The following is a 25783-nucleotide window of genomic DNA, read 5'->3' as shown; positions in this document are numbered from 1 at the left end:
GACTAGCATAGGTACTACTCAATATCCTGGATTTGAATATAGATAGAAAAAATAAAAACAAATAAAAACAAATACTTAATTTAACAAGAAGGAAATAACCATTGCCCTACTACCCAAACTGCATGGGCATAAGCTAGCAAGCAACCGGCCAGTTACTAAATCATGATCGCCAAAATATTCAGGTTTCTCGCTCTGTTCCTCCTGGCAATCATGGCTGGTTCTTCCGTAACCGCAATGACAACGATGTGACCATTGTCTTGCGCGTGGACGGAGATTATGGCGAGTTAGTGAAGGCCCTTTAACGGACTAGCCCCTAGTGCTCTCTAGAGTGCTAGGTATGAGCTGATTATTTTGTTGGCGGGCGGTGATAAATCCAGCCAGGCAAAAGATATTGATATCGCGAAGCAATTGGCACGCGATTTGAAGGAGGCACCATGAGCACACTGCGTAAATGGGATGTCGTTGACCACTTGAATACCGAAGAGGAAATGGTGTTGTACTTTGAAGCCTGCCTTGAAGAGGGCGACGCTGCCCTGGTGGCGGCAGCGCTTGGCGATATTGCCCGCGCCCGTGGTATGGCACAGCTTGCTCGTGATACGGGGTTGACTCGCGAAGGGTTGTACAAAGCGCTTTCTGCTGATGGAAACCCAAGTTTTGCAACGATTATGAAGGTGACAAAAGCCTTGGGCTTTACGTTACATGCTGAAGCATCGTAAGACGATCAACGATTCCATGATACGCCCCGCCTTTCAAGCGGGGCGTTTTCGTTGGTGAGGCGTAGACCGGGCAGGGCCATCACACACCACTGTTGAGACGTGCCGCTATCCTAGAAACGCAGGCCGCCGCTGAATCCGAAAATCGCTACGATGACGACGACAATGACGACGATGGTAGTAGTAGAGGGCATGATCTCTTCCTTTGAGAATGGTTGAAAGGTAAGCCTAGTCGGTGATGGGCGGTTTCGCACGCTTTGATAGGCTGATGCCCTGTGTTTGGCCGGGCATCGCAGTGGGGTGGGCGGTTATCGGGTGGGTTCAACCGCACTTGCAGTCATGGCCACAATCGGTAGAGCCATCGGCATGGCCCGTCGCGCAGGCCGTCGAGCAGAAGAGTTGCCCCTCTTTTTCGATGGAGTGGCTGTCCACCTTGCAATGACACTTCGGGCATGCGCACTGTTGCTGAGACATGGTAGAACCTCCTGTGGGTTGTCTCTTCAAGCGTAGTGCGCACCCTGGGTGTTATGTAATTGCGTTGTGAGGTTTTTTGCTGGTAATGGCTGCTGTCATGGCGTCGAGCGCGCCAGGGCGCTGCCTAGCGCAAGGAAGTAGTCATGAAAGCGCTGGTTGATGCGTTCGCGCTGTTCGCCTTGCGGGTACAGGCCGCGTGCGGCTTCCGGAGAGCGGCGTGTGCCTTTGACCAGAAAGTGGTTCTTGATGGGGGCATCTTGTACAAAGGCTTCGAAGGCTCGTGCGCATAGCTCTTCTGGCTTGCTGTAGTAGAGCTGGCCCATGGCGCGGTCGACCTCGGCCGAGTGGCGGAACAGCTCGCTGGGCTGCTGGCCATTCGGTTGCAGCAGGATGGCCTGAAAACAGGCCAGCAGGCGCTGGTTGAGCGGGTGCGCGATGGGCACGGCGTTTTGCAGCCAGGCGCTGGAGGCAAAGGCACTGGCAGGTAACTGCTGAAAACATTTGCGGGCGATGTAGTGGTCGAAGGCGTGAAACCATTCATGGGCAATGCTGCCAGGCCCAGCGTTCTTGGCCAGGGCAAAGCTTCGCTCAGTGGGGCTGTAATGCGCCGATACGCCGGGTCTTCCGCCGGTACCGTATTGCAGAGCAAGCGTGCCACGCAGGGAAATGAGCGCTTCATTGCCGTGCAGGATCAACATGAGATCGCAGAGCGCATCATGAAACAGCGTAGCGGCGTGGTCGCGCTCGGCGGGGGTGACCCAGCGGCCAATTTCGATGGCGCGAAAGTCGAATTGGCGGCGGATCGCGACAAAGTCGCTGCTACCTTCGGGCCGGTGCACGGGCCCTTGGCGAAAAAACTGCCTGGTATCGAGCATCACCCGGGTACCTGCTGAAAGGGGTATGGGGAGGATACATAAAAAAAGCGCCCTCACGAATGAGGACGCTTTTTTCATCGCGGTACAGAGCGTCCTGAAGGATCAGTCCGTGTACTGCGGTACTTCTTCTTCCCTGATTGACGAAAGCTCGTCCTGAGCTTGCTCGGTCCTTGAATCGTCTTCGCTCATCCTAAGCGCACATTCCCTTGTCACGCGGTATCCCTGCCGCGAACGCTTTGAACTATAGGTGAGTGACAATTAATGTACAAGATAAAATTGTATTTTTATTGTACTTGAATAGTACAGAAATGCTGCTACTCGATCATAAAGTGTATATTTAACAAGTGTTTATAATTTTACAGTTGGCACAAAAAATAGCAGGCTAAATAGCCTGCTGGTGAAATGGGTTATCGTCAGCGCGTCAGATGATCGCGCAGGCGCTGCAATTGCTCAGCATCCCAGCCGTCGGGTTCGGTGAGGGCTGCCCAGGCATTGATGTAGTGCTCGGCGGCGATTTCATGCCCATAGCCGTCGGGGGCGCTACCCACGGTCAGGTCGACCAGCAGCTGTAGCATGGTCACCACGGGGTACCAGCGTAGCGCTGGAGAAACATCTGGCCCACGAGGTGCGCGCATCCACTCGGGTTCTCGCCAGAACGCCGCAGGTTCGAAAAAGGTGATGGGGTCGCTGGCATATTGCAGAAACGCAATGCGGAAATCTCCCCATGGGGCAGCGGCTTCTTCCAGCCCTTGGGTCTGGTTCATGAACCTTACAACCGCGCCCTCGCGAAACGTGGGTAGCCATGCAGGGGAACCCGGATCGCGGTCGGCGGTCACGGCGCGCCAGGTGTCGCTGCGAAAGGGAGGGCCGCTCCACAGCACGCCTTGAAAGGGGTCGTCGATGATATCGTAAAGATCGAAGGATAGATCCGAGTTGAGCGCGCCCAGGCTCAGGCCAAAGAGGTAAAGCTGCGGTCGCTCATCGCTGGGCAGCTGGCTCCAATAGCGGTAAATGACCGAAAACAGGGCGCGGGCACTCTCGACGCCGTACTCTGCTTCGGAGATCAGCGACAGGTGGCTGGGTAGATACGAGTACTGGGCGGCCACCGTGGCAATATCGCCGCGATGAAGATACTCCACGCTGTGCTGGGAGCGAGGGTCGATCCAGCCGCGGCCAGTAGGGGTCGCGATGACCATGACCGAGCGTTCGAACCCGCCGGTTCTGATCAGCTCTTCGAGGGCCAGCTCGGCGCGCTGAGTGGCGGTTTCGGCGGCGTTGAGCCCGACATAGACGCGAATGGGGTCGAGCGCGGGCTCACCCAAAAACGCCTCCATGTCCTCGGCCGTAGGGCCTTGGGTGACGAAGCGCCTGCCCCGGCTGCCCAGCGCTTCCCAACTGATCAGCGACTCGGCGCTGCCGGGCACGTTGGCCGCTTGCGGGGGGCTCAGGTCATCCTGCATCAGCTCGTCCACCTGCTGGTAGGAGCGGTCAGCCACCTGTAGTGCGTAAGAAAAGATGACGCCCTCGATGATCAGCCAGAACAGCGCCACAGCGGAGACGATGCCCAGTACCTGGGCCGTGCGATGGGGCAGCACATGGGCAAGCTTGTACGAGAGCAGCTTGAAGGTGCGCTTGAACAGCCGCGCGACCAGCAGCAGACTCAGAAAGACCCCCATGGTGATCAGTGCCACGGCCAGCGGGCGTGTGCCGCTGGTGGGGTCCATCTCCATCAGTTCGCGAATGCTGTTTTGCCACTCGGCCGCGCGCCATAGAAAAATCACCGACACCACCAGCGCGACCAGGGTGGCCAGCTGCTTGAGCGTGCGCTCCAGGGCGGCTTTGGGCTCTGGCAGGTGCAGGTAGTGCCACAGCGTGCGCGCAATGACGCCCAGGGCATACCCCGCCGTGACGCTGAGCCCGGAGACGATGCCCTGAGCCAGCAAGGGGCGGGGCACCAGGCTTGGGGTGAGTGAAAAGGCAAAAAAGAGCGTGGCAAGCAGTAGGCCCGTGCCCGACAAGCGGTTCAGCAAGGGCCTCATGCGAAAGTGCTCGAGACGGTTTTCCATAACGTTTTTCATGGCCTGGTTCGAGGGCAATCCATTTGGCGAGTGGGTTCCAGACGCTACCGTATTAGAAACGGTAGGTCAGTGATACCCCACTCAGCGCCTGCCAGGGGCTTCCCAGTTCATCGACGATCGGGCTGTCGGCGGCGTTGCCGGTCAGTCGGGTAGCGCCGACGAAGCCGGTGGCTGTCCACTCAGGGGTCAAGGCGTAACTCAGGCTGGCGTTTGCGCCCAGCCGCCAATAGCCGCCATCCGGTGCGTAGGTGGTCACTCCGCTGCGGGCGCTATCCAGGTCGGAAACGCCATACAGAGATTGAGTCCAGCGCTCGTTGGAGTAGTTGACGCTGGGGGATAGCACCAGCAGCAAACGCTCGCTGAGCGGGGTGCGCAGGGTGGCGCTCGCCGAGAACGTGGCGCCTTCCATGTCGCCGGTCACTGCGCGGCTGCCAGCCACGCTGTAGCGCCAGGGCCCATCCTGGTAACTGACCCGCAAGCCCAGCGTGGCGCCACCATCGATTTTTTCGAAGGCGCCAAGGTCACCCTTGTTATCGCGGCCGAAGGTGTAGCCGATAAAGGGCGAGGCGCTCCAGTTGCCCTGGCGCAAGGCGTGCCACTCGATGCCGTCGCGCAGATTGATGGAAAGCTGGTCGCCATAGGCCAGGTTCAGTACGGGCAGTGCGCGGGCTTCGTAGTCGTCGCTACCGGCATAATCAGGGGCGTAAGCAACCCCCGCGCCCACGCTGCCGCTCCATTGGTCGGCCAGCGCCATGGGGGCCAGGGCCATGCAGGCGAGCGTTACCAGGCAGCCCAGGGGGCGTAAGTGGGAGCGAGAGTAACGGCTTGAAATCAGGGAGCGAGTCGGCATGGGAGCATCCAGAATGTGAGAGAAACGTGCATGATTGTATGTTTGGTTTAAAACCAATCGCAAGCCAGCGCTTGATATTTATCACGGCCCGCCCATAAAAACTTTTTGACCTTTCATATCCCAGGTTAGATAACTCGACGTCTATAAGGCGCACTGTGTGCCCATGACGCAGGGACAGCGTTACAAGGAAGTGCAAGCAGGGAGTGCTTGCGGCGCACAAGGATGCATGGACAGGACGTTCGTGAAGTGGGATCAGGGAGGACCTGATAAAGCCTAGGCCAGCGATGGTCGGGGTTTTTTTATCTCAGGTTAATGCAGTTGTCACATAGAAGCTGCAGAGTAGGCAGTGGCATAAGGAAAGGTGCCTTCAGGGAGTACTATCAGGCAAGGAGCGCTTGAGCACCAGGGATGCATGAACAGGACGTTCATGAAGAAGGATCAGGGAGGAGTCAGTACAACCCCGGCCAGTCATGGCCGGGGTTTTTTTTGCCTATTCGCCCATCGTGGCTCAAGGCGTGGGCAGCAACAGCGGCATGATGAAATAGACGAACAGGGTAATCACGAGGGCGCTGACCAGGTTCATGGCAATCCCCGCCTTGGCCATCTGCTTGATCGTGATACGCCCACTGGAGAACACGGCCGCGTTGGGCGGCGTCGAAATGGGCAGCATGAAGGCACACGTGGTGGCGAGTGCCACGGCCACCATGAGGCCCAGCGGGTTGCCCGTGGTGATGGCGGCTGCCAGGCCTGCGGTAATCGGCAGGGCCATGTTGGCCGTGGCCGTATTGGAGATGATTTCGGTCAGGAACAGCATCAGCAGGACCATGAACAGCAGCAGCAAGAAGTAATTGACGCCATCCAGCAGCTGCAATTGCTGGCTGATCCAGCCCGTCAGGTCACTGGCGCTGAACGCTGCGGCCAGCGACATGCCGCCGCCCCACAGGATGAATAGCCCCCAGGGCAGGTTTTTCATGTCGTCCCAGATCAGCAGGCTGCGTTTTTCACTGTGGGCCGGGATGATGAACAGCGATACCGCCGCGATCACGGCAATCAGCGTGTCGTTGATCGGCAGGTCGAAAAAGGGGGCCAGCCAGCCCCGCAGCGCCCAGGCCAGAGCGGTCAAGACGAAGACGGTGAGGACGCGCTTCTCGTCCTTGGTGATGGGGCCGAGCTTCTCCAGCTCCTGGGCCACGAAGTTGACTTCCAGGCGTGTATTGGGCACCCGGGAATAGATACGGGTGAGATAGACATACAGCACGACCAGCAGCAGCAGGGTCAGCGGTAGGGCAAAGATCATCCACTGCAAAAAGCTGATTTCGATGTCGAAGAACTGCGGAATCATGGCGACCACGATGGCGTTGGGCACCGAGCCGATAATCGTCGCCAGACCGCCGATGGACGCGGCATAAGCCACGGTGAGCAGCAGCGTACGGGCAAAGGCCTTGCGCTCCTGGGGGCCAAACTGATCGCGCTCATCCAGCTCGCCCAGCAGGGCAACGGCGATGGGCAGCATCATCAGCGCGGTGGCCGCGTTGGAAATCCACATCGAGAGAAAGGCGGAAGCAATCAGAACCCCCAGCACGATGCTGCGCAGGCTGTTGCCGATCCGGTTGACGATGGAGAGCGCGATACGGCGGTGCAGGTTCCAGCGCTCGATGGCGATGGCCAGAATGAAGCCCCCCATGTACATATAGATGACCGGGTTGGCATACCCCACCACTGCATCGTTCATGGGCATCACCCCCGTCAGCGGGAGAACGATCATGGGCAGGAACGAGGTCACGGGAATGGGCACCGGCTCGGTCACCCACCATACCGCCATCCAGGCCGTCAGCCCCAGAACGATGCGCGGCATGGGGTCGATCAGCGTCGCGGGCATGGCCAATTGAATGAGCACGAACAGTAGCGGTCCGGCGAACAGCGTCGTCCAGCGTCGCCACTCTTGCGTTAGTGCAACCATCATTATCTCCTGGTTTCAAAATTTACTTAATTAGAAAGGAAAAATTTAGGGCTGCATCCTACCACTTAGGTTTATTAATCGTTGGTTGTAAGAGTAAGACTTTGGTCGTGAATAAAGAAACATTAGCCACGGGGGAGGTTTGAAAACCGAGTGCCAGTAGAAGGCTGGAGAGAGGAGAGAGAACCCCCGGCCAGCGCAGGCCGGGGGAAGTGCTGGGGTCAGTCGGTGCTGTCAGCATCGCTTTCCGGTTTGCTGCTGCCCTGGTGGGCAAGCGGGCTGGCTTCGTCCAGGCGCGGGTGGTTGTCCTTGAAAGCCTGATGCAGGTCGGGCATGGCATCCATGGCCTGGATGGTGTGCGTCAGGGCATGCACGGCTGCCAATACGTCCTGGGTATTGCCAGTTTCCGAAATGGTGTGCATGTTGCGGATGGGGAAGCCCATGGAGGTGGCCGCGCTGTCGATGGAGGCCAGTACGCCTGCCATGCCGTCGGTGCCGGTATCTACCCCGACGATATCCCGCTGCATGGGAATGTCGTGCTCCTTGGCGGCGGTGGCAATGATGCGATTCAACTGCTCACTGGCAATCGAGCCCACCGACAGCGTGAACCCCTTGCCCATTTCCAGCGGCTGCATGCGCTTGTCGCCAATGCCGGGTGCGCCCACGTAATCGTGGTTGACGTCCACGCCGATGATGGCATCGGGCTTCAGCTCGCCCGCCATCACGCGGCTGCCGAAGCGGCCGATCTCTTCGTAGCTGGCAATCGCAAACATGACGCGAACCTTGTCGGTGCCACCGGCTTCGGCAACGAGCCGAGCGGCTTCGGCGGCGACAAAGCAGCCCAGTCCGTTATCCAGGTAGGCGCCGTAAAAGGTATTCGGGCTGAACCCCGGGCGGATGGGACGATTGAAGATGATCGAGTCGCCGGGGCGCACGCCCAGGTTGAGGACCTGCTGCTTCTTGTTCTCTCCGTGAATTTGCAGGTCCAGGTAAATCTGCTCTTTCTTGATGCCCTTGCTGCCATCACGCTGGGCCGGGTCGGAGAAGTGAATTGCGCCCAGAGCTTCCACCGTGCCGCCGTCGATGCGGCGGTAGCTGCCTGGGGCCTCTGGGTCTTCACTGAACAGGGTAACTTCATGTCCGATCAGCACGCCCGGCAGGAAAGAGTCGGTATTGATCCAGATCTTGCCGTCTTCCCCAATCGAGCGAACCTGCATGCGGATCTTGTCGGCATGGCCGATGATCATCAGCTTGAACATGTCGTCCTGGCCCGGATGCGTGTCCAGTACCACACCGGCGTTGCCCTTGAACTGATGCAGGTGCCAGCCCGCCGGGGCAAAGCTTTCGAAATAGGGCTTGAGAACGCCATAGGTCATGGCGCCCTCCAGGCCTACGGGGCTGGGTGCCGCCAGAATGTCACGCATCAGGGTGAACTGTGCGTCCGGCATGGGCTGGGTCCAGGGGGTTGCGGTATCGGTCATGGTGAAACCTCACTTACAGCGGTGGTTAGTGATGACTAGTCTGCCAGATTGTGGCGTGTTCTGTCGCCAGTGGGTGGGACTGGTGGTGTGGGCGGTGCATGAATCATGTCCCGCAGTGCTCGGGCGGCGGCAGAAGGCGGGTGACGTTTACTCAGTACGATGCCCAGCGCGCGCTGGAAGGTGGGTTTCACCAGAGGACGATGCGCCAATCCGTCGTTGGCAATCTGGCGAAAGCTCAGCGAGGGCAGCACGCTGATGCCGAGCCCGCTGGCCACCATGCGCCCGACGGTGGCGATCTGTCGGGCATCGCACAGGATATCCAGCGAGCGGCCTACGCTGGCCATGATGCGATCGATATCCTGACGCGAGCTGGATAGCCGGTTGATGCCGATGAAGGGGTAGTCGGCCAGTTGCCGCCATGCCACCTCGGGCTGTTCGAGAAGCGGATGCCCCTCCGGGCAAACAGCGACATAGCTGTCATCCAGCACTGGCTCGAACCCAAGGTCGTCGGCGTTCTGAGGCGGCACGGAAAGCCCCAGATCTGCCCGGCCTTCGCGCACCATCTGATTGATCTGGTCGGCCAGCACATCGTGCAGGCTGAGATTGATGCGCGGATACGCTTCGTGAAACCGTTTGATCACACTGGGAAAAAGGCCAGCCGCTAGGGTCGGCAGGGCAGCCACCGTGACTTTGCCACGCTGCTTCGAGAACTGGTCGTTCAGGTCTTCGAAGGCTTCATTCCAGTCATTGAGCAGCCGGATGGCGATGGGTAAAAACGTTTTGCCTTCCGGCGTCAGCAGCAGTTGCCGCGTGGTGCGCGCGAACAGGGCGCCGCCCACGCTCTCTTCCAGCTTGCGCAGTGCGATGGAAATGGCGGGTTGCGACAAATGTACCCGCTCGCTGGCCTCTGCCAGGCTGCGCGAATGGGCCACGGCCACGAAAACACGTAATTGCTGGATGCTTGGGTTCATTTAAAAAGTAAAACACAAAATAAAAACTATTCAATATACAAAAATAAGCAAGCGCACCATGCTCAATGGGCCGCGTGCTTCAGGCTCGTGGCCATCGTTCATAATAACAACGCTCGCCCAGCGAGCTTCGGAGACACCATGAAAACCCTCATCACTGCCGTGGTCGCCAGCGCCGCCTTGCTGTCGGCGACCACCAGCCAAGCCAACGAGCGCCTGTTGATTGGCTCGACGTCCAGCTCCTCCAGCCATTACAGCTACTTCGTGGCCGTCAACCAGATCATCAACAATCAGGTGGAAAGCGTCAGCTCGTCGGTGGCGGAAACCGGGGCCACGGTCGATAACCTGCGCCGCTTGGGCCGCAACCAGATCGATATGGGCCTGGTCACCACCAATACCGGTTACCACGCTTACGCTGGCCTTGACGATTTCGATGGCAGGCCGGTGGATAATCGCTTGCTCTGGGTCTACACCGTTGCGCCCCAGAATGCGGTGATGCGCCAGGATGCCAATGTCACCAGCTTCGCTGAGCTGGATGGCGTTCGCTTCAACCCAGGCATTACCGGTTCAGCGACCGAAAAAACCACGGAAGCCGTCATGCGTACGCTGGGTATCGAGCCCCACTACGTGCGGGGTTCCACGACCGATATGGTGGACGCCATGAAAGACGGTCGTGTCATGGGGTCGGTGAAGTCTGGTGTCGGAGAGCGGTTGGATGGCTCCTCGATGGACATTGCCACGTTCACGCCCATCAGCGTGCTCTCCCTGAGCGATGAGCAGGCAGATACGCTGCGTGAAGAGATGCCGGACGTGGCGATCATCACCATTCCCGAAGGGGCGGCGGAAGGTATTCCCGAGTACACCACCTGGGCGTTTGGCGTCGCCGTGCATGCTCACCCGGACATGGATGAAGAAACCGCCTACCAGATCGTCAAGGCGGTCATGGAGAACCCCGAGCCGCAAATCAATGCCTTTGCCGCCATGCGCGATGCCGATATCGCCCAGATGACTTTGGAAGTCGGCAGCGTGCCGCTGCATGCCGGTGCGGCGCGCTATTTCGAAGAGCAGGGCCATGAGATTCCCGACGCATTACGCCCAGTTCAGTAAGGCAGTGCGGAGACGATGATCATGCGCGAGTTCTTTGCCAAAAGCCTGGCCCTGCTGTTGGGTGGTCTTATCCTTTACACCTCGGCCACGGGGCCTTTCGAAAGCTTGATTCAGCGAAGCATTTTCCTCGCGCTGGTCATCCTGCTCGGCCTGGCGGTCTACCCCCTCGGGGCGGGCACCCGTTGGCGGCCCATGGGGGCGGCCATCGACATGGTGCTGGGCATCGGGGTGGTGCTTGCCTGTGGCTACGTGGCGTTGAACCACGAGTCGATACTGGTCGAACTGCCCTGGGCCACCCCGCGAGATATGCTGTTCACGGCACTGCTGCTGGTGGCGATTCTGGAGCTCTCTCGTAGAGCGATCGGGATCATCTTCCCGCTATTGATCGTGGCAGGGCTTGCTTATGCCTGGCTGGGTGCTGCGATTCCCGGGCCCCTTGGACATCGTGGTTTCGACCTCTTCTACATGACCGAAACCATCTACCTGGGGGACTTGGGCGTCTGGGGGATGCTGGTGGGGGTGGCGGCGACGACCATTGCTGCCTTTGTGCTGTTTGGTTGCCTGCTGCTGCATACCGGCGGCGGCAATACCTTCATGGACTTGGCACTGCGCATCAGCGGGCGCTCGCCCGGTGGGGCTGCCAAGGTGGCTACGGTCGCGTCGGGGCTGTTCGGCATGGTCAGCGGCAGTGCCGTCGCCAACGTGGCCACGACCGGCAACTTCACCATCCCGATGATGAAGCGCTTGAACTACCCCCGACCCTTTGCGGCAGGGGTGGAAGCCGTGGCCTCGACGGGCGGGCAGATCGCTCCGCCCATCCTGGGGGCAGCGGCCTTCATCATGGCGGAAATCCTCGGCGAAAGTTACCTGCGTATCGCGCTGGCGGCGCTGCTGCCTGCCATCCTGTTTTACCTGGGAGTCTTCATCACCATTCATCTGGTCGCGAAGCGTCGCCAGCTGCAAGTGGTGCCGGAAGACGAGCTGCCTGGCTGGTCCGAGGTGATGCGGCCAGAGCGTATCATTCCCATTCTGGCAGCGTTGGGCGGGCTGTTCTACGGCGTGCTGAGCGGTCGCTCCATTCAGATGTCGGCGTTCTACGGCATTCTGATGACCGTGCTCACCTTTGTGCCTTTTTCGCTGATCGCGCGGGTGCCGCTCAGGGAGATCGTCGGCAAGCTGCTGGCTGGACTGGTGGATGCCGGCAAGGGAATGGTCATCATTGGCGTACTGTTGGCGGGCGCCCAGATTCTGGTCGCCATGATTGGCATGACCGGCATTGGAGTAACGCTGGCCAGCCTGATCGTGACCGTGGGTGGCGAGTCTCTGTTCCTGGTGGCCTTCATCGTGGGCGGTGTCTGCCTGATTCTGGGCATGGGGATTCCCACGACGGCCGCTTACGTGCTGGTGGCTTCGGTACTGGCACCGGCCCTGACGGCCATCGGGGTCGAGCCGTTGATTGCGCACTTGTTCGTGTTCTATTTCGCCACGCTCTCCGTCATTACACCGCCTGTCTGTATCGCTGTCTTCGTGGCCTCGGGCATTGCGGGCACCAATTGGCTGCCCGCGGCGATGGAGTCGGTGCGCCTGGCGGCGGCTATCTACGTCATCCCGTTCCTGCTGCTGATTTACCCCGCGCTCGCCGGGTTCGGCAGTGCCTTGGACATCGCTCTGGCCAGTTGCCAAGGCGTGGTCTTCGTGGTGGCATTCGCGGCGCTCATGTCCCGGGTAGCCATGACGGGCTGGCGGATACTGGACGTTGCAGCGTTATTGGTCGTGATAGGCCTCGCCCTGACGCCGGGGTGGCTGACCACGCTGCTGGCGCTGGGCATGGTGGTGGGCCTGTTTTTGCGTCGTCGTCATTACCTGCTGTCAGCGCCCGACGAGCATTCTGACCGCGGCTTGCCAGCCAGGGAGACTCATTGATGAGCTTTTTACTAGGAAGTGGAGCCGGGTTCTCCGGCGACCGAACCGATGCCGCCGAGGCGGTCGTGGCCGAGTTGATCAAACGTCAGCAGCCCTGTGCGCTGGTATTCGAGACCCTGGGCGAACGTACCCTGGCGGCCGCCCACCGCGCCATGCGTGAAGAGCCCGCCAGCGGCTTCGAACCGCTGCTCGAAGAGCTGCTGGAGCCGATACTCAGTGACTGCCTGGCCCACGGTATCAAGGTATTGGGCAACTTTGGCGCAGCCAACCCGGCAGGGGCGTGCCAGCTCGTGGCCGAGCTGGCCGCCAGGCACGGCTGTGCGCATGCGCGTATCGCCCAGGTGCAGGGTGACGATATTCGTCAGCGTCTGTACCAGCTCGACCTTCAGCGCTGGGAAGCCGAGCGGCTGGAAGTGCCGGGCCACGAAGCGCTGATTTCGGCCAATGTCTATCTGGGGGCGGCGGCTCTGACGGAGGCGCTGGCGCTGGGGGCGGATGTGGTGGTCACCGGGCGCGTGGCCGACCCGGCACTTTTCCTGGCACCTTTGGTGCACCACTTCCAGTGGCGCTGGGACGACTGGGACCGGTTGGCTTGCGGCATGATGGCAGGGCACCTGGCGGAGTGCGGGGCACAAGTCAGCGGCGGGTACTTTGCCGACCCAGGCTTCAAGAACGTGCCGGGGCTCGCGACGGTGGGCTATCCGATCATCGAAGTCGAGCAGGATGGGCGGCTGGTGATCACCAAGCCCACCGGCACCGGCGGCTGTGTAACGGTTCAGACGGTCAAGGAGCAGCTGCTTTATGAAGTGCACGACCCTGCCAACTACCTGACGCCGGATGTCACGGTGGATTTGTCGGCGGTGGAGATCGAGGAGCTGGCACCCAACTGCATCGCGGTGACGGGCATACGCGGCAAGCCTGCCCCGGAACGACTGAAGACCACCGTGTGCTACGACGGCGGTTGGCAGGGCGAAGCGGAAATTTCCTATGCCGGACCCAACGCGCTGGCCCGGACACAGCTGGCCGCTCAGGTACTGCGCGAGCGGCTCTCTTTCAGAGCCCCCGCAGACCTTCGCTTTCGCCTGGACATCATTGGCCTGGCCAGCGTGTTCGACAGCGATAGTGGCGAGCTGCAGCGCACGATGTCGGAGTCGACGCAAGGAGACTACCGCCTGAGGCTGGCCGCCGAGCACGGCGAGCGCCGCTGGGTGGCAAGGGCGACCCAGGAGCTGCTGGCACTCTATTGCGCTGGCCCTGCAGGCGGGGGAGGCGTGCGACGCCAGTTTCAGCGGCGTGTGTTCACCGCGTCCTATCTGGTCAAGCGTAGTGACGTCGAACCACGGGCCACGATATTCGAGCCCGTTGCCCGCCCGGAACCTGCGTGTTCTCGAAAAGCCGGAGGTGATCAACATGCTGTACGCTGAGCAAGCCGCGACGAGCGCGGACACCCGTGTTACCCAGGCGCTGCATCGCGTCGCTCATGCGCGGGCGGGCGACAAGGGGGAGCGCTTGAACATCGCGCTGTTCGCCTATGATCCCCAGGACTATTCAGCCTTGCTGGAACAGGTCACGGAAGCGCGGGTATTGGCGCTTTTCGCACACCGTGGGGCAAGCCGGGTGAAGCGCTACCCGCTGCCTACCTTGTCGGGCATGAATTTTGTCATCGACGACGTGCTGCAAGGCGGTGTCAATGGTGCCCTCAACCTGGATGGGCACGGCAAAACGCTCTCCTTCCTGCTGTTGGGCATGGAGGTGACGCTTTCGCGCTCTGCTTAGTCATGGGCGGTGTCGTCGCGGGGTAGCAAGACGTGGCTTAGCGTCGTCATACCCCGCCGACAATCTTGAATGAATCTTACGGGACCCGACAACCGGCCAGTGTCCGGTGATGAAGTATCATCGCCCCCTGATGCAGGCTATTCTGTTTGGCAAGGTCAAGATCGCCGACGCGGTGAATGTGCAAATGATTAGCCTCGACCAGGCCCCTCAGGGTTACGCTGACTTCGATGGCGGGGCGGCCAAGAAATTCGTCATCGACCCCCATGGTAGCGTGGCTGCCTGAGCCGCAGCGCCCCGCGCGTTTCGAGGAGCGCCAGCAACTAGATAGAGAGTAAGTCACACCGAGTATGTCAACACAGAGCACGACCCTGGACGGCACCCTGCGGGGGCCGTCCTTGCTCATTTGGGTATAGCCGATCCAGACAATAACGAGTAAGCCATGACCGTCCAGACCGTGACCCCCAAGCGCCGTTTCCGCGCCAAACCCCGTGGCCGTGAACTCGAACCTCAGCTGCTCGACGAGTTGCGTGAGCTGTTGGGCGACGAACGCCAGGACGCGTCGCTACGCCGCCGCGACCTGCTGATCGAACACCTTCATGTGCTGCAGGATCGTCGGGGGCATCTGCTGCTGGCGGACTTGCGTACCCTGGCGGCCTACATGAACCTGCCCATGGCGGCCGTTTACGAGACCGCCACGTTCTACGCACACTTCGATGTCATCCATGATGACCAGTCGCCTCCGCCGGCGGTGACCATTCGTGTATGTGACTCCTTGACCTGCCAACTGGCGGGGGCCGAAGCGCTCAAGGCGCAGCTGGAGGCCAACACGCCGATCGACCAGGTGCGGGTGCTTCGCGCGCCCTGCATGGGGCGCTGCGACACGGCGCCGGTGGTGGAAGTCGGGCACCACCACGTGGCGTTTGCCACTCAAGCGCGTATCGAGTCCGTGATCGCAGCGGCACATTTCCATCCTGCGCCCGTGGAGTGGCAGCGGCTGGAGGCGTACCGTCGTGAGGGTGGCATGGCCCTGCTCCAGGAGTGTCGCGATGGCAACGTCGCGGTGGAAGCGCTGATGGAGGCCATGCAGCAGGCCAATTTGCGCGGCCTGGGCGGGGCGGGCTTTCCCACCTTCAAGAAGTGGACGTTCGTGCGCCAGGAGGCCGGCCCCCGGTACTGCGCTATCAACGCCGACGAGGGCGAGCCCGGCACCTTCAAGGACCGCTACTACCTGGAGCGCTCGCCCCATCAGTTTCTCGAAGGTGCCCTGGTCAGTGCCTGGGCGGTGGAGGCCGAGGCGCTGTATATCTATTTGCGCGATGAGTACCCGGCCCTGCACGGCGTCCTGCGCGAGGCGATTGGCGAGCTGGAAGCTGCGGGCCTGGTGGCGCCGGGCTACATCGTGCTACGGCGCGGCGCAGGGGCTTACATCTGCGGCGAAGAGTCGGCGATGATCGAGTCGCTGGAGGGCAAGCCGGGCAAACCCCGCCACCGGCCGCCTTTCGTTGCTCAGCAAGGGCTCTTTGGTCGCCCGACGCTGGTCAACAACGTCGAGACCGTTTACTGGATTCCCTCGATCTGGCAGCGCGGCGCCGAGGCGTTCGCCAGCCAGGGGCGCCATGGCCGCGTGGGGCTGCGCAGTTTCTCGGTCTCGGGCCGGGTCAAACGCCCGGGCGTATATCTGGCGCCTGCGGGCATCACGCTCAGCGAACTGGTTGACGAGTACTGCGGCGGCATGGCGGAAGGACATCGCCTGGCCGCCTATCTGCCCGGCGGCGCCTCGGGCGGCATTCTGCCCGCCGCCAAGTCCGACATTCCCCTCGATTTCGATACGCTTCAGGAGCACGGCTGCTTTATCGGCTCCGCTGCGGTGATCGTGCTTTCCGATCAGGACGACCTGCGTGGGGTGGCCACCAATCTGCTGGCTTTCTTTGCTGACGAGTCCTGCGGCCAATGTACCCCTTGCCGGGTAGGCACGGAAAAAATGCTGACACTGCTCGAGCGCAATGAATGGGACGCCGGGCTGATGACGCAGCTTTCCCAAGTGATGATAGATGCTTCCATTTGCGGGCTTGGCCAGGCGGCACCGAACCCGGTGCTGGGCTTGCTCAAGAATTTTCGCAGCGAACTGGCTGCCCAGCACATCATCGTCAAGGGATAAGGGAGACGACCATGAACGAACAAGACCCGACCCTCGGCTCGAACGAATCTTTCAGCCTGACGCTGGATGGCGTGGAGGTGAACGCTTACCCCGGTGAAACGCTGTGGCAGGTGGCCAAACGTGCCGGTGACACCATACCGCACCTGTGTTTCAAGGATGCCAGCGGTTATCGTGCCGATGGCAACTGCCGCGCCTGTATGGTGGAAGTCGAGGGCGAGCGTACCCTGGTGGCCAGCTGTTTACGTCAGGCAGCGCCTGGCATGGTGGTCAAGAGCGTAAGCTCCCCGCGGGCACAGTCGGCGCGCAAGATGGTCATGGAAATGCTGCTGGTGGATCAGCCTGAGCGCGACCAGAGTCCGGACCGCGCCAGCCACTTCTGGGCCATGGCCGACCAGCTGGCCATCGACGCCACCGAGGTACGCCGCACACTGCCCCGCCGCGACGAACGCCAGGCCACCACCGTGCACCATGTCACGCCACGGGCGCAAAGCCTGGCGCAGGACGCCAGCCACTCGGCCATGCGCGTCAATCTGGACGCCTGCATCGAGTGCAATTTGTGTGTGCGCGCCTGCCGCGAGGTGCAGGTCAACGATGTGATTGGATTGGCGCACCGGGGGGCAGCGTCCAAAATCGTGTTCGACTTCGACGATCCCATGGGCGAGAGCACCTGTGTGGCCTGCGGCGAGTGCGTGCAGGCCTGCCCCACGGGGGCGCTGATGCCTGCCACGGTGGTGGATGCCGAAGGGCGAGGTGACTCGTCTGCGGCTGACCGCAAGGTCGATTCGGTGTGCCCCTACTGCGGCGTAGGCTGCCAGCTCACCTACCACATCAAGGATGACGAGATTCTTTACGTGGAAGGCCGCGGCGGCCCCTCCAATGAAAACCGGCTGTGTGTCAAAGGTCGCTTCGGCTACGACTACCCGCGCCACCCCTCTCGGTTGACCACTCCGTTGATTCGTCGCCAGGGCGTGGTCAAAGGTATCGACCCGGACTTCGACCCGGCCCACCCCTTGACCCATTTCCGCGAGGCAAGCTGGGAAGAAGCGCTGGATGTGGCGGCCAATGGGCTCGTCCGCCTCAAGAAGGCCCATGGCCCCAATGCCCTGGCGGGCTTTGGCAGCGCCAAGTGCTCCAACGAAGAGGCGTGGCTATTCCAGAAACTGGTGCGCACCGGGTTTGGTTCCAACCATGTGGATCACTGTACACGCTTGTGCCACGCAAGCTCGGTGGCGGCGCTCATGGAGTGTATTGGCTCGGGGTCGGTCACCGCGTCCTTCATGCAGGCAAGCCAGGCCGACGTGGTGATTCTGACTGGCTGCAATCCGGCGGTGAATCACCCTGTCGCCGCGACCTTCTTCAAACAGGCCGCCAAGCGCGGCACCAAAATTCTGATCCTAGACCCCCGCGGGCAGGCGCTGGACGCCTATGCTCATTTGAGCGTGCGATTTGCGCCGGGGGCCGATGTGGCGCTGTTTAACGCCATGCTCAATGTGATCATCACCGAAGAGCTCTACGATACGGCTTACATCGCCGACCATACCGAAGGGTTCGAAGCGCTGAAGACCCACACCATAGACATGACGCCCGAAGCGATGAGCGGCCTGTGTGGGGTCGAGCCCGATACCATTCGCGAGGTGGCGAGGCTTTATGCCACCGCCGAGCGGGCGATGATCTTCTGGGGCATGGGTATCTCCCAGCATACCCACGGCACCGATAACGCCCGTTGCCTGATCTCGCTGGCACTGGCCTGCGGACAAACCGGGCGGCCGGGCACCGGCCTGCACCCGCTGCGTGGTCAGAACAACGTTCAGGGCGCGTCGGATGCGGGGCTGATACCCATGGTGATGCCGGACTATCAGCCGGTCAGCGATGCCCAGGTACGCAGTGCCTTCGAGGAGCTGTGGAATACTCCGCTGGATCCGACGCCAGGGCTCACCGTGGTGGAGATCATGGATGCCATCACCGCGGGCACCATTCGCGGCATGTACATCCAGGGCGAAAACCCGGCCATGTCCGACCCGGATCTGGCCCACGCCCGGGCAGCGCTGGCCACGCTGGAGCATCTGGTGGTGCAGGATCTGTTCGTCACCGAGACTGCCCAGTTCGCGGATGTCATTCTGCCAGCCTCCGCCTGGCCCGAGAAAAACGGTACCGTCACCAATACCAATCGCCAGGTGCAGCTGGGCCGTGCGGCCCTGCCGTTGCCGGGGCAGGCGAAACCGGATTGGTGGATCATCCAGGAGATTGCCAAGCGCTTCGGGCTGGGCTGGGATTACCTGCACCCACGGGATGTCTTCGCCGAAATGAAACAAGGCATGGCCTCGTTGAACCATATCTCCTGGGAACGCCTGGAGCGTGAGGAGTCGGTGACCTACCCCTGTGCAGCAGAGGATGCCCCCGGGCAAGACGTGGTGTTCAGCGAGGCTTTCCCGACGCCGAGCGGTAAAGCCAAATTCTCGCCCACGCGCCCCATCCCGCCCGATGAACCGGTCGACGCCGAGTATCCAACGGTACTGACCACCGGGCGTCAGTTGGAGCACTGGCATACCGGTTCCATGACCCGCCGGGCCAAAGTACTCGATGATCTGGAGCCGGAAGCCGTGGCGAGCCTGGCCCCCGCCGAACTCGTGCGCCTTGGGTTGGCACCTGGGGATGACCTGACGATCACCACGCGACGTGGCGCCATTACCCTCAAGGCGAGGGTGGACCCGGGCATGCCGGAAGGCATGGTTTTCGTGCCTTTCTGCTATGGAGAGGCGGCGGCCAACCTGCTGACCAATCCGGCGCTGGACCCCTACGGCAAGATTCCGGAGTTCAAGTATGCCGCATGCCGCTTGAGCCGCAGCGTTGGCGCTGAGGAGGTGGTGCCAGTCCTGTAAACGTTATCCTGCAACGCACCTGGCCCGCATAAGCGGGCCAGGTCGTTTGATAGCGTTACTGCGTTTTGGTGGCGGCGTCAGCCTTGGGCAAGCTGTAGCGAAGGCCTGTCGTAGCCTGAGTTTTCCAGCATGCGCGCAGCGTACCAGTTGATAAAGTCGATGACGCCGAACTCGTAGGTTTCGGAGTAGGGGCCTGGCTGGTAAGCCTTTGAGTTGATACCGCGCTGATTCTCTTCGGCGAGTTGGCGATCCTGATCATTGGTCGCGTCCCACACCCGGCGCAGCTGTTCGGGGTCGTAGTCCACGCCTTCGACCGCATCCTTGTGCACCAGCCATTTGGTGGTGACCACGGTTTGCTGTGGGCCAAGCGGCAGGACGCGGAAGACCACGGCATGATCGCCCATGAAGTGGTTCCACGAATTGGGCAGGTGCAGGATACGCAGCGAGCCCATGTCGGGGCTGGTCAAGCGGCCCATCAACTCCAAGGGCGAGCGCCAGAATGTCTAACGCGGCCACTTTCGATACCCGTACCGATTCCGCTGTCCCGGTAGAGTCGCCCTTGGCGTACAGCATCGGCGCAGTGGGGTGCCATCGTACTCGACGAAGCCGTACGTGAGGTGCTGGGGTTCAATTTTCCTGGCCAGCCGCAAACGCTGGTGCAGGTCCCTTGCATCGAGCGCAATGCCATCCCCCCGCAAGGCCATCAATGCCGCGCAGATGGCCTTGCGGGGGGATGGCACGCACTTCATCTCGCTGGACAAGGTGATTCGTACCATGCGCGACACCGGCAAGGACATGTTGGACAAGTACAAGGAAACGTCCAAGGGCGGGTTGGCGGTGAACGCCATCGAGTGTTGACGCTCTGCCCGGTAAAAAAGCACTGGCGTGGCCCAGAGATGCGTGGGCTTCGAGGGCAAAATCCTCTAGGATAGGCGCTTTTTTCTGACAGGGTAGAAGGGCATGGCGTCTTCTGGACAACCGCGTATTCAGTGGCTGGGCCGCTGGGGCTTTGTGTTGGCAGCTACCGGCTCGGCGGTAGGCTTGGGCAATATCTGGAAATTCCCCTATATCACCGGTGAGTACGGTGGTGGCGCTTTCGTGCTGGTCTATCTGGCCTGCATCCTGGCCGTCGGGGTGCCCGTGATGATGACCGAGATCGCTTTTGGTCGTCGTGGTCGCGGTAGCCCCATCGATGCCATTCGCCGGGTGGTCAACGAATCGGGGCGCTCCTCTGGCTGGTCGTTGATCGGCTGGATGGCCATGCTGTGCGGGTTCATGGTTCTGTCGTTCTATGTGGTGGTGGCCGGGTGGTCCTTCTCCTACTTGTGGAAGATGCTCTCCGGTGGCCTGGCGGGCAGCAGCGTCGATGACATGGCGGCGATCTTTGCGGCCAACAACGCCAACCCGTGGGTGCTGGGTGGCTGGAGCACGCTGGTGACGCTGTTGACCATGCTGATCGTGGGCAAGGGCGTACAGGAGGGGATCGAGAAGAGCGTCAGCTGGATGATGCCGGGCCTGGTGCTGATGCTGGTGCTGCTGATCGTGTTTGGCGTGTTTTCCGGTGGCTTTGGCGACGCCGTCCGCTTCCTGTTCTCGTTCAATGCGGGCAGCCTGTCCAGTGCCGGGATGCTGGCGGCGCTGGGGCACGCCTTCTTTACGCTGTCGCTGGCCTCGGGGGCCATTCTCACCTACGGCAGCTATCTCCCCAAAGAGGCCTCCATCGGACGCACCACGGTCAGCGTGGCGCTGGCCGATACCGTGGTGGCGCTGATGGCCGGGCTGGCGATCTTCCCGGTGATCTTTGCCAACGGCATGAATCCTGGCGAAGGGCCAGGACTGATTTTCATGAGTCTGCCGCTGGCTTTCCAGGCCATGCCCTTGGGCACCCTGTTCGGTATTCTGTTCTTTTTGATGCTCTCCATGGCGGCACTGACCTCGTCCATCTCGATGGTCGAAGCCACCGTCTCCTGGCTGTGCGACAACAAGGGCATCACGCGTCCAGTGGCCGCCTGGTCCACCGGGATCGTGCTGTGGCTGATCAGCACGCTGGCGATGCTGTCGTTCAATCTGGGCGCTGACTGGACGCTGGCGGGCAGGCACTTCTTCGACTGGCTGGACCACCTGACGTCCCGTTGGATGATGCCGCTGGGCGGGTTGGGCATGGTGCTGCTGGCCGGGTTCGTGCTCAAGAGCGAGACGTTCCGCGACGAGCTGGGGCTGGCTCCGCTGCCCTATACGCTGTGGCTGACCATGGTGCGCTACGTCAGCCCGCTGGGCATCCTGGTCATCTTCGTCGATGCCCTGGGCCTCTATCAGGTCTCGTTTGCCCAGCATTGGCCGTGGCTGCTGGCGATTCTGGTTGCCATGATGGCAGCGGGTGAAACCTTGAGCCCACGCTTGCGCAAGGCCCTGAAAGCTGCCTAGGAAGGCCAATCCTGCCCGGTGTTCAGGTGGCGCTGAAGGTCGTTGAGCTGGCGGTGGGGCAGCGGCGTCTGGCAGGTAGCGAATACGTCGCCAAGAAAGCGCTGGCGGGCGCCTCGCAAAGGGCCGCTCAACAGCGTGGCCTGGCTCAGAGCCGCCAGCACCGCCTGTTGCGGCTGGCCGGTCAACTGCGCATAAGCACGCAAGGTCGCCGGCCAATCGACCTGCAGCGTGCCGGGCGGTTCCGGCTGGCTGTCCAGCAGTCGAGCCAGCAGGAGCACCAGGTTGGGGTGCGGGTGCTGGTTGCGCATGATCAGTTCTCCCACACCCTGGGCGACCAGGGCGCGGATATCGGCATCGTGTCCGGATAACGCTTCCATCATCTGCTCGACCAGCGCAGGCCCGCGCGCTTGCAGGTAGGCATCCTGGGTGATGCGTGCCGCAATCCAGCCATTCCAGACGGCGTAGAGCGGCCCCGACAGCAGGGGGAGCATGCCACGCAGCGTCAGGCGGCCCAGCAGGCGGCGCATGACCAAACGCAGCACAAAGCTGCTCAGGCTCACCTTCAAGCGGTAAAGAATGGCTCGGCAGGTCAGCTTCCAGCCGTGCAGGTACGCGTGGGGGTCGACCCCGTAAATCCGGTGGCCTGCGCTGGGGTACTCCAGTGCGGTTCTGGATACGCCGTGGACGGTCAGCTGCACGGCGGGCGGCATCGGGGAGGCGCTGGGGTAGGGCAAGCCTGCCAGGCGGCTGACCTGCGCCACGCCGCGCAGAGAGTTCCAGTAGAGAAAACCGATTTCCAGCACGGTAACGATGCCAGCAAACAGCATGTAGCCTGCCCAGTAGGGCAGCTGTGCCTGCCACCCCAACGCTTCCCAGTTGTCGACGGCGTGTGCCCGCATCCACCACTCCGCTCCACCTATCAAGGTGCCCGAGACGATACCTGCCAGCGCGGCCCACACGATGATCCAGCGGCGCGCCTTCTGCACTGCTGCAGCGTCAGGGGCCGAATGGGCAGGGTGGCGCTGAAGGTAGCCCGTGATGTAGCGGCTCGCCCAGCGATGGGCCACGTCCGGGCTGGGCGCATACTCGTCATCAGGTCGTTGATAGGACATAAGGCAAACTTTTGGCGTACGGAATCACTAGCCTAGCGGCTATCGGTGAGAAGTAAACGCTGCGATGGCTCCCGGGTGGGTACCGGCTTCCAGCAACTCGTTCCAACGCGTGGTGTAGCGGCGCGAACGGTGCCCGCAGCGCAGCTGCCAGGCGGCGTCCGGGTCGCGCATGCCAAAGTGGATGGTGCCTTGCCCCATCCGCTGGTTGATGGCATCCACCGCCCGCATCACGTGGGGGTGCGCTTTGGCAGGCGGTGCCAGCAGCGAGAGCTGGTACTGCTGGGCGTCTACCAGGTCCACCAGCATGACGCCTGCTTTCATGAACACGTATCCGGGGCGGTACATCTGCTCCATCCCTTCCTTGACGGCCTGCAGAATGAGCCGCGTGTCGTCGGTGGGAGCATCGAGGGGAATCATGGCGCGGGGGGCCAGCTGGGGCAGGTCCTTGCGATGGCGGCTGGTGGTCAGAAACATCAGCACCGCACGGGCCAGACTACCCTGCTGGCGCAGTTTCTCGGCGCTGCGCTGGGCGTGCTGGCGCAATGCATCGTGCAGCTCCTCCTTGCGCCCCGTGGCTCGCCCGAAGGAGCGCGAGGTCATGATGCGTTGGCGGGGCTGTTCGACGGCGTTCATCTCCAGGCAGGGCGTGCCGCGCAGCTCGAGGGCGGTGCGCGCCAACACTACCGAAAAGCGCTTGCGCAACTGCTTGGGGTCGCTCTCGCGCAGCTGCCAGGCGGTACGAATACCGCTCACGGCGAGCTGCTCGGCAAGCCGTCGGCCGACTCCCCATACCTCGCTCACCGGAAGCTGTTTGAGCAGTGCCTGGGTGGTGGCGGTGTGGGCAGCCAGCAGGCATACCCCTTGATAGTGTGGCTGCTGCTTGGCCACGTGATTGGCCAGCTTGGCCAGCGTATGCGTGGCCGCCAGCCCAACGCAGACGGGCAACCCCAGGTAACGGCGAACACGGCGGCGTAGCGCCACGCCCATGGCCTGGCACTGGGCGTCATCGAAGCCATCCAGGTAAATGAACATCTCATCGATGGAGTAGGGGGCGACCTCTGGGCAGGCTTCACGCAGCAGCTGTGCCAACCGCGCCGACATGTCGCCGTACAGCTCGTAGTTGGAGGAGCACAAATGGATCTGGCCCCGACGCCGCAGCCCTTCCAGCTGGAACGCTGGCGTCCCCATGGCAATGCCCATGGCTTTCAGCTCGGCAGAGCGCGCAATCACGCAGCCGTCGTTGTTGGACATGACGCCCACGGCCTTGCCTTCCAGCGTGGGCTGGAATACCCGCTCGCAGGAAACGTAAAAGTTGTTGGCATCCACCAGACCGATCATGGCAAATACTCATGAATGACGGCGCGCACTACCCCCCATAGCTGGCACTCGGCCTCTTCCAGCGGCAGCGGAGGGTAGTGCGGGTGAGACGAGCACAAATGCGGCGCACCGCGATACAGCGCGTAGCGCTTGATCAACAGCTCCTCGTCGAACAGGGCGACCACGATGTGGCCCAGCCTAGGCGGCACGCTGCGGTCTACCACCAGCAGGTCGCCGTCGAAGATGCCCCACCCCTCCATGCTGTCGCCGCGGGCGGTCAGGTAGAACGTCTGTGTCGGGTGCTTGATCAGCCGCGTGTTGAGGTCCAGCGTGCGCGGCTCGTAATCCTGCGCGGGGGAAGGAAAGCCGCTAAAACCCGCGCGACCACTCAGCGAGGCAAACGGAAGAGGCAAGGGCGTTGACGGCAAGGCGGTCGCAACGGCAGTGGGTTGAGACGGCATCGTCGGGCTCCTCACGAATGAATGGTGTGTTTATATACAGTATTTATAGCCAGTATTCATTCATGCGGGAAAAAATGCAAGGTGCCGGGGCGAAGGTAAGGGGACGAGGAGGCTAACGGGCCAGCCAGAGGCCAACCACCAGCGCACTGATGACCGTGATCCAGAACACGAGATTGCGGGCGCGGGTGTCGCGACGAGGTTTCATCGGGTTGTCTCCAGCAGATAGCAAAGGGTGGCCCACCATGGGCCGCTCGAAATCAGCGCATAGGCTATGCCAGGCATGGTAACGTTTGGTGCTCGAAGCGTCATCCGGCGCAGGGTTTTTCGTGAAGAGAGAGGGCTGATGAAAGGTTCCGAGTTTAGCGGCAGTACGCCGCTGTCGTTGGCCAATGGGCGCCTGGCGGCCCTGAGCTGGGGGCGCCACGATGCCCCGGTATGGGTCGCCCTGCACGGCTGGCTGGATAACGCGGCGAGCTTCTCGCGGCTGGCTCCCTTGTTGGTCAAGCGACTGAACATTCGTATCGTTGCCCTCGATTTTCGCGGGCACGGCCACTCGGCCCATACGCCCTTCGGCAGCGACTATGCGCTGTGGGACTACCTTCACGATGTGCTGGATGCCATGGAGGCGCTGGAGATCGAGCAGGCCACGTTGCTGGCGCACTCGATGGGGGCGGCGGTCTCCTGCCTGCTGGCAGCGGCGCTGCCCGAGCGTGTCGCACGGCTGGTGCTGCTGGATGGCCTGGGGGCACTGAATACGCCCGCAGAGGAGACGGCCAGCCAGCTGCGCAAGGGCCTCACCGCCCACCGCCGCGTCGCTTCGCGCACGCCCCGGTATGCGGATATCGAACAGGCCGTTGCCGCCCGGGTGGCAGGCGGCGTGACGCCGCTGGATGCCATCACGGCTAGGCCGCTGGTCGAACGTAACACCCAGGCCACGGCGGATGGCAAGGTCGCCATGCGCACCGACAGCCGCCTGCTGAAGCCTTCCCTGGTCCGCCTGACGCCGCAGCAGGTGCTGGCCACACTGGCAGAGATTCAAGCCCCCGTGCTATTGATAGAAGGAGAGCGCGGTATTCTCGGCGAGCGCCAGTGGGCGGTGGCCGCTCGGCAGGCGGTTCCCCGCCTCACTCGTCATGTGCTGGCGGGGGGGCACCACCTTCATCTGGAGCCGCAGGCCGTGGCCCAGGTCGCCGAGGTGATTTGCCGTAGCCCCAGTGGTGAAGAGTAGAG

The 25783-nt window shown here is 61.8% G+C and carries 19 protein-coding genes and 3 pseudogenes; 11 read left to right on the top strand and 11 right to left on the bottom strand.

Annotated features, from left to right (window positions below; genetic code table 11):
- Window positions 1-434: 434 nt before the first annotated feature.
- The gene (locus tag LG409_RS11960; protein ID WP_081195623.1) at window positions 435-716 is read left to right on the top strand and encodes an addiction module antidote protein; all 282 of its coding nucleotides are present in this window, start codon (window positions 435-437) and stop codon (window positions 714-716) included.
- Between the two features lie 318 nt (window positions 717-1034).
- On the opposite strand, the gene LG409_RS11955 is transcribed toward LG409_RS11960, so the two are convergent.
- From LG409_RS11955 to LG409_RS11925, 7 genes are all read right to left on the bottom strand, one after another.
- Window positions 1035-1187, bottom strand: a complete 153-nt coding sequence (locus LG409_RS11955) for a metallothionein (protein ID WP_081195643.1) — start codon at window positions 1185-1187, stop codon at window positions 1035-1037.
- Between the two features lie 95 nt (window positions 1188-1282).
- Window positions 1283-2062: a CLCA_X family protein gene (locus LG409_RS11950; protein ID WP_446719070.1), complete on the bottom strand. Its 780-nt coding sequence runs from the start codon at window positions 2060-2062 to the stop codon at window positions 1283-1285.
- A 413-nt stretch (window positions 2063-2475) separates the two neighbouring features.
- The gene (locus LG409_RS11945) at window positions 2476-4128 is read right to left on the bottom strand and encodes an alpha/beta hydrolase (RefSeq protein WP_227406732.1); all 1653 of its coding nucleotides are present in this window, start codon (window positions 4126-4128) and stop codon (window positions 2476-2478) included.
- 64 nt (window positions 4129-4192) lie between these two features.
- The gene (locus tag LG409_RS11940; protein ID WP_227406731.1) at window positions 4193-4990 is read right to left on the bottom strand and encodes a MipA/OmpV family protein; all 798 of its coding nucleotides are present in this window, start codon (window positions 4988-4990) and stop codon (window positions 4193-4195) included.
- A 508-nt stretch (window positions 4991-5498) separates the two neighbouring features.
- Window positions 5499-6953, bottom strand: a complete 1455-nt coding sequence (locus LG409_RS11935; RefSeq protein ID WP_227406730.1) for an SLC13 family permease — start codon at window positions 6951-6953, stop codon at window positions 5499-5501.
- Window positions 6954-7168: 215 nt separating this feature from the next.
- The gene (locus LG409_RS11930; RefSeq protein WP_144983661.1) at window positions 7169-8428 is read right to left on the bottom strand and encodes a M20/M25/M40 family metallo-hydrolase; all 1260 of its coding nucleotides are present in this window, start codon (window positions 8426-8428) and stop codon (window positions 7169-7171) included.
- A 35-nt stretch (window positions 8429-8463) separates the two neighbouring features.
- A complete protein-coding gene (locus tag LG409_RS11925; RefSeq protein ID WP_144983665.1) occupies window positions 8464-9399 on the bottom strand; it encodes a LysR family transcriptional regulator in 936 nt (311 codons plus the stop codon).
- A 138-nt stretch (window positions 9400-9537) separates the two neighbouring features.
- On the opposite strand from LG409_RS11925, the gene LG409_RS11920 reads away from it, so the two are divergent.
- The 7 genes and pseudogenes from LG409_RS11920 (at window position 9538) to fdhF (ending at window position 19239) form a co-directional block, all read left to right on the top strand.
- Window positions 9538-10503: a TAXI family TRAP transporter solute-binding subunit gene (locus LG409_RS11920; protein ID WP_144983669.1), complete on the top strand. Its 966-nt coding sequence runs from the start codon at window positions 9538-9540 to the stop codon at window positions 10501-10503.
- Window positions 10504-10524: 21 nt separating this feature from the next.
- Window positions 10525-12426 carry a TRAP transporter permease gene (locus tag LG409_RS11915; RefSeq protein WP_144983672.1) on the top strand — a complete coding sequence of 634 codons (1902 nt, stop codon included), beginning with the start codon at window positions 10525-10527 and terminating at the stop codon, window positions 12424-12426.
- Window positions 12426-13850 (top strand): acyclic terpene utilization AtuA family protein, encoded by a 1425-nt coding sequence (locus LG409_RS11910; RefSeq protein ID WP_144983675.1) that lies wholly within the window; start codon window positions 12426-12428, stop codon window positions 13848-13850. The genes LG409_RS11915 and LG409_RS11910 overlap by 1 nt, the downstream gene beginning before the upstream one ends.
- Window positions 13837-14202, top strand: a complete 366-nt coding sequence (locus tag LG409_RS11905; RefSeq protein WP_052196451.1) for an AtuA-related protein — start codon at window positions 13837-13839, stop codon at window positions 14200-14202. Before LG409_RS11910 ends, LG409_RS11905 begins: the two co-directional genes overlap by 14 nt.
- A 91-nt stretch (window positions 14203-14293) precedes the next feature.
- Window positions 14294-14485, top strand: a pseudogene (locus LG409_RS11900) (formaldehyde dehydrogenase, glutathione-independent); the annotation flags it as partial.
- Window positions 14486-14641: 156 nt separating this feature from the next.
- Entirely contained in the window at window positions 14642-16360 is a 1719-nt protein-coding gene (locus LG409_RS11895) for an NADH-ubiquinone oxidoreductase-F iron-sulfur binding region domain-containing protein (RefSeq protein WP_039181130.1), read from the top strand.
- A gap of 11 nt (window positions 16361-16371) precedes the next feature.
- Window positions 16372-19239: a formate dehydrogenase subunit alpha gene (fdhF, locus tag LG409_RS11890; protein ID WP_227406729.1), complete on the top strand. Its 2868-nt coding sequence runs from the start codon at window positions 16372-16374 to the stop codon at window positions 19237-19239.
- 77 nt (window positions 19240-19316) lie between these two features.
- Here fdhF and LG409_RS11885 read toward each other — a convergent pair.
- Window positions 19317-19721: pseudogene (locus LG409_RS11885) on the bottom strand (SRPBCC family protein); the annotation flags it as partial.
- A 171-nt stretch (window positions 19722-19892) separates the two neighbouring features.
- Here LG409_RS11885 and LG409_RS11880 point away from each other — a divergent pair.
- A pseudogene (locus LG409_RS11880) lies at window positions 19893-20097 on the top strand (L-serine ammonia-lyase, iron-sulfur-dependent, subunit alpha); the annotation flags it as partial.
- A gap of 102 nt (window positions 20098-20199) precedes the next feature.
- Window positions 20200-21663 (top strand): sodium-dependent transporter, encoded by a 1464-nt coding sequence (locus LG409_RS11875; RefSeq protein ID WP_039181121.1) that lies wholly within the window; start codon window positions 20200-20202, stop codon window positions 21661-21663.
- On the opposite strand, the gene LG409_RS11870 is transcribed toward LG409_RS11875, so the two are convergent.
- From LG409_RS11870 to LG409_RS11860, 3 genes are read right to left on the bottom strand one after another with little or no spacing between them, the layout of a single operon-like run.
- Window positions 21660-22775, bottom strand: a complete 1116-nt coding sequence (locus tag LG409_RS11870) for an LBF_2804 family protein (protein WP_039181118.1) — start codon at window positions 22773-22775, stop codon at window positions 21660-21662. The two genes, LG409_RS11875 and LG409_RS11870, sit on opposite strands and share 4 nt — an antisense overlap.
- Before the next feature lie 39 nt (window positions 22776-22814).
- A complete protein-coding gene (locus tag LG409_RS11865) occupies window positions 22815-24113 on the bottom strand; it encodes a Y-family DNA polymerase (RefSeq protein WP_039181115.1) in 1299 nt (432 codons plus the stop codon).
- Entirely contained in the window at window positions 24110-24553 is a 444-nt protein-coding gene (locus LG409_RS11860; protein ID WP_039181112.1) for a LexA family protein, read from the bottom strand. Before LG409_RS11860 ends, LG409_RS11865 begins: the two co-directional genes overlap by 4 nt.
- 343 nt (window positions 24554-24896) lie before the next feature.
- Between LG409_RS11860 and LG409_RS11855 the strand changes: the two genes are divergently transcribed.
- Window positions 24897-25781: an alpha/beta fold hydrolase gene (locus tag LG409_RS11855; RefSeq protein WP_039181109.1), complete on the top strand. Its 885-nt coding sequence runs from the start codon at window positions 24897-24899 to the stop codon at window positions 25779-25781.
- The last annotated feature ends 2 nt before the right edge of the window (window positions 25782-25783 follow it).

The organism is Halomonas sp. NyZ770 (genome assembly GCF_020616575.1).
In the GTDB taxonomy this organism is placed as follows: domain Bacteria; phylum Pseudomonadota; class Gammaproteobacteria; order Pseudomonadales; family Halomonadaceae; genus Vreelandella; species Vreelandella hamiltonii.
The sequence above is the reverse complement of the archived record's forward strand: the minus strand, read 5'-3'. Positions and strand labels throughout refer to the sequence as shown.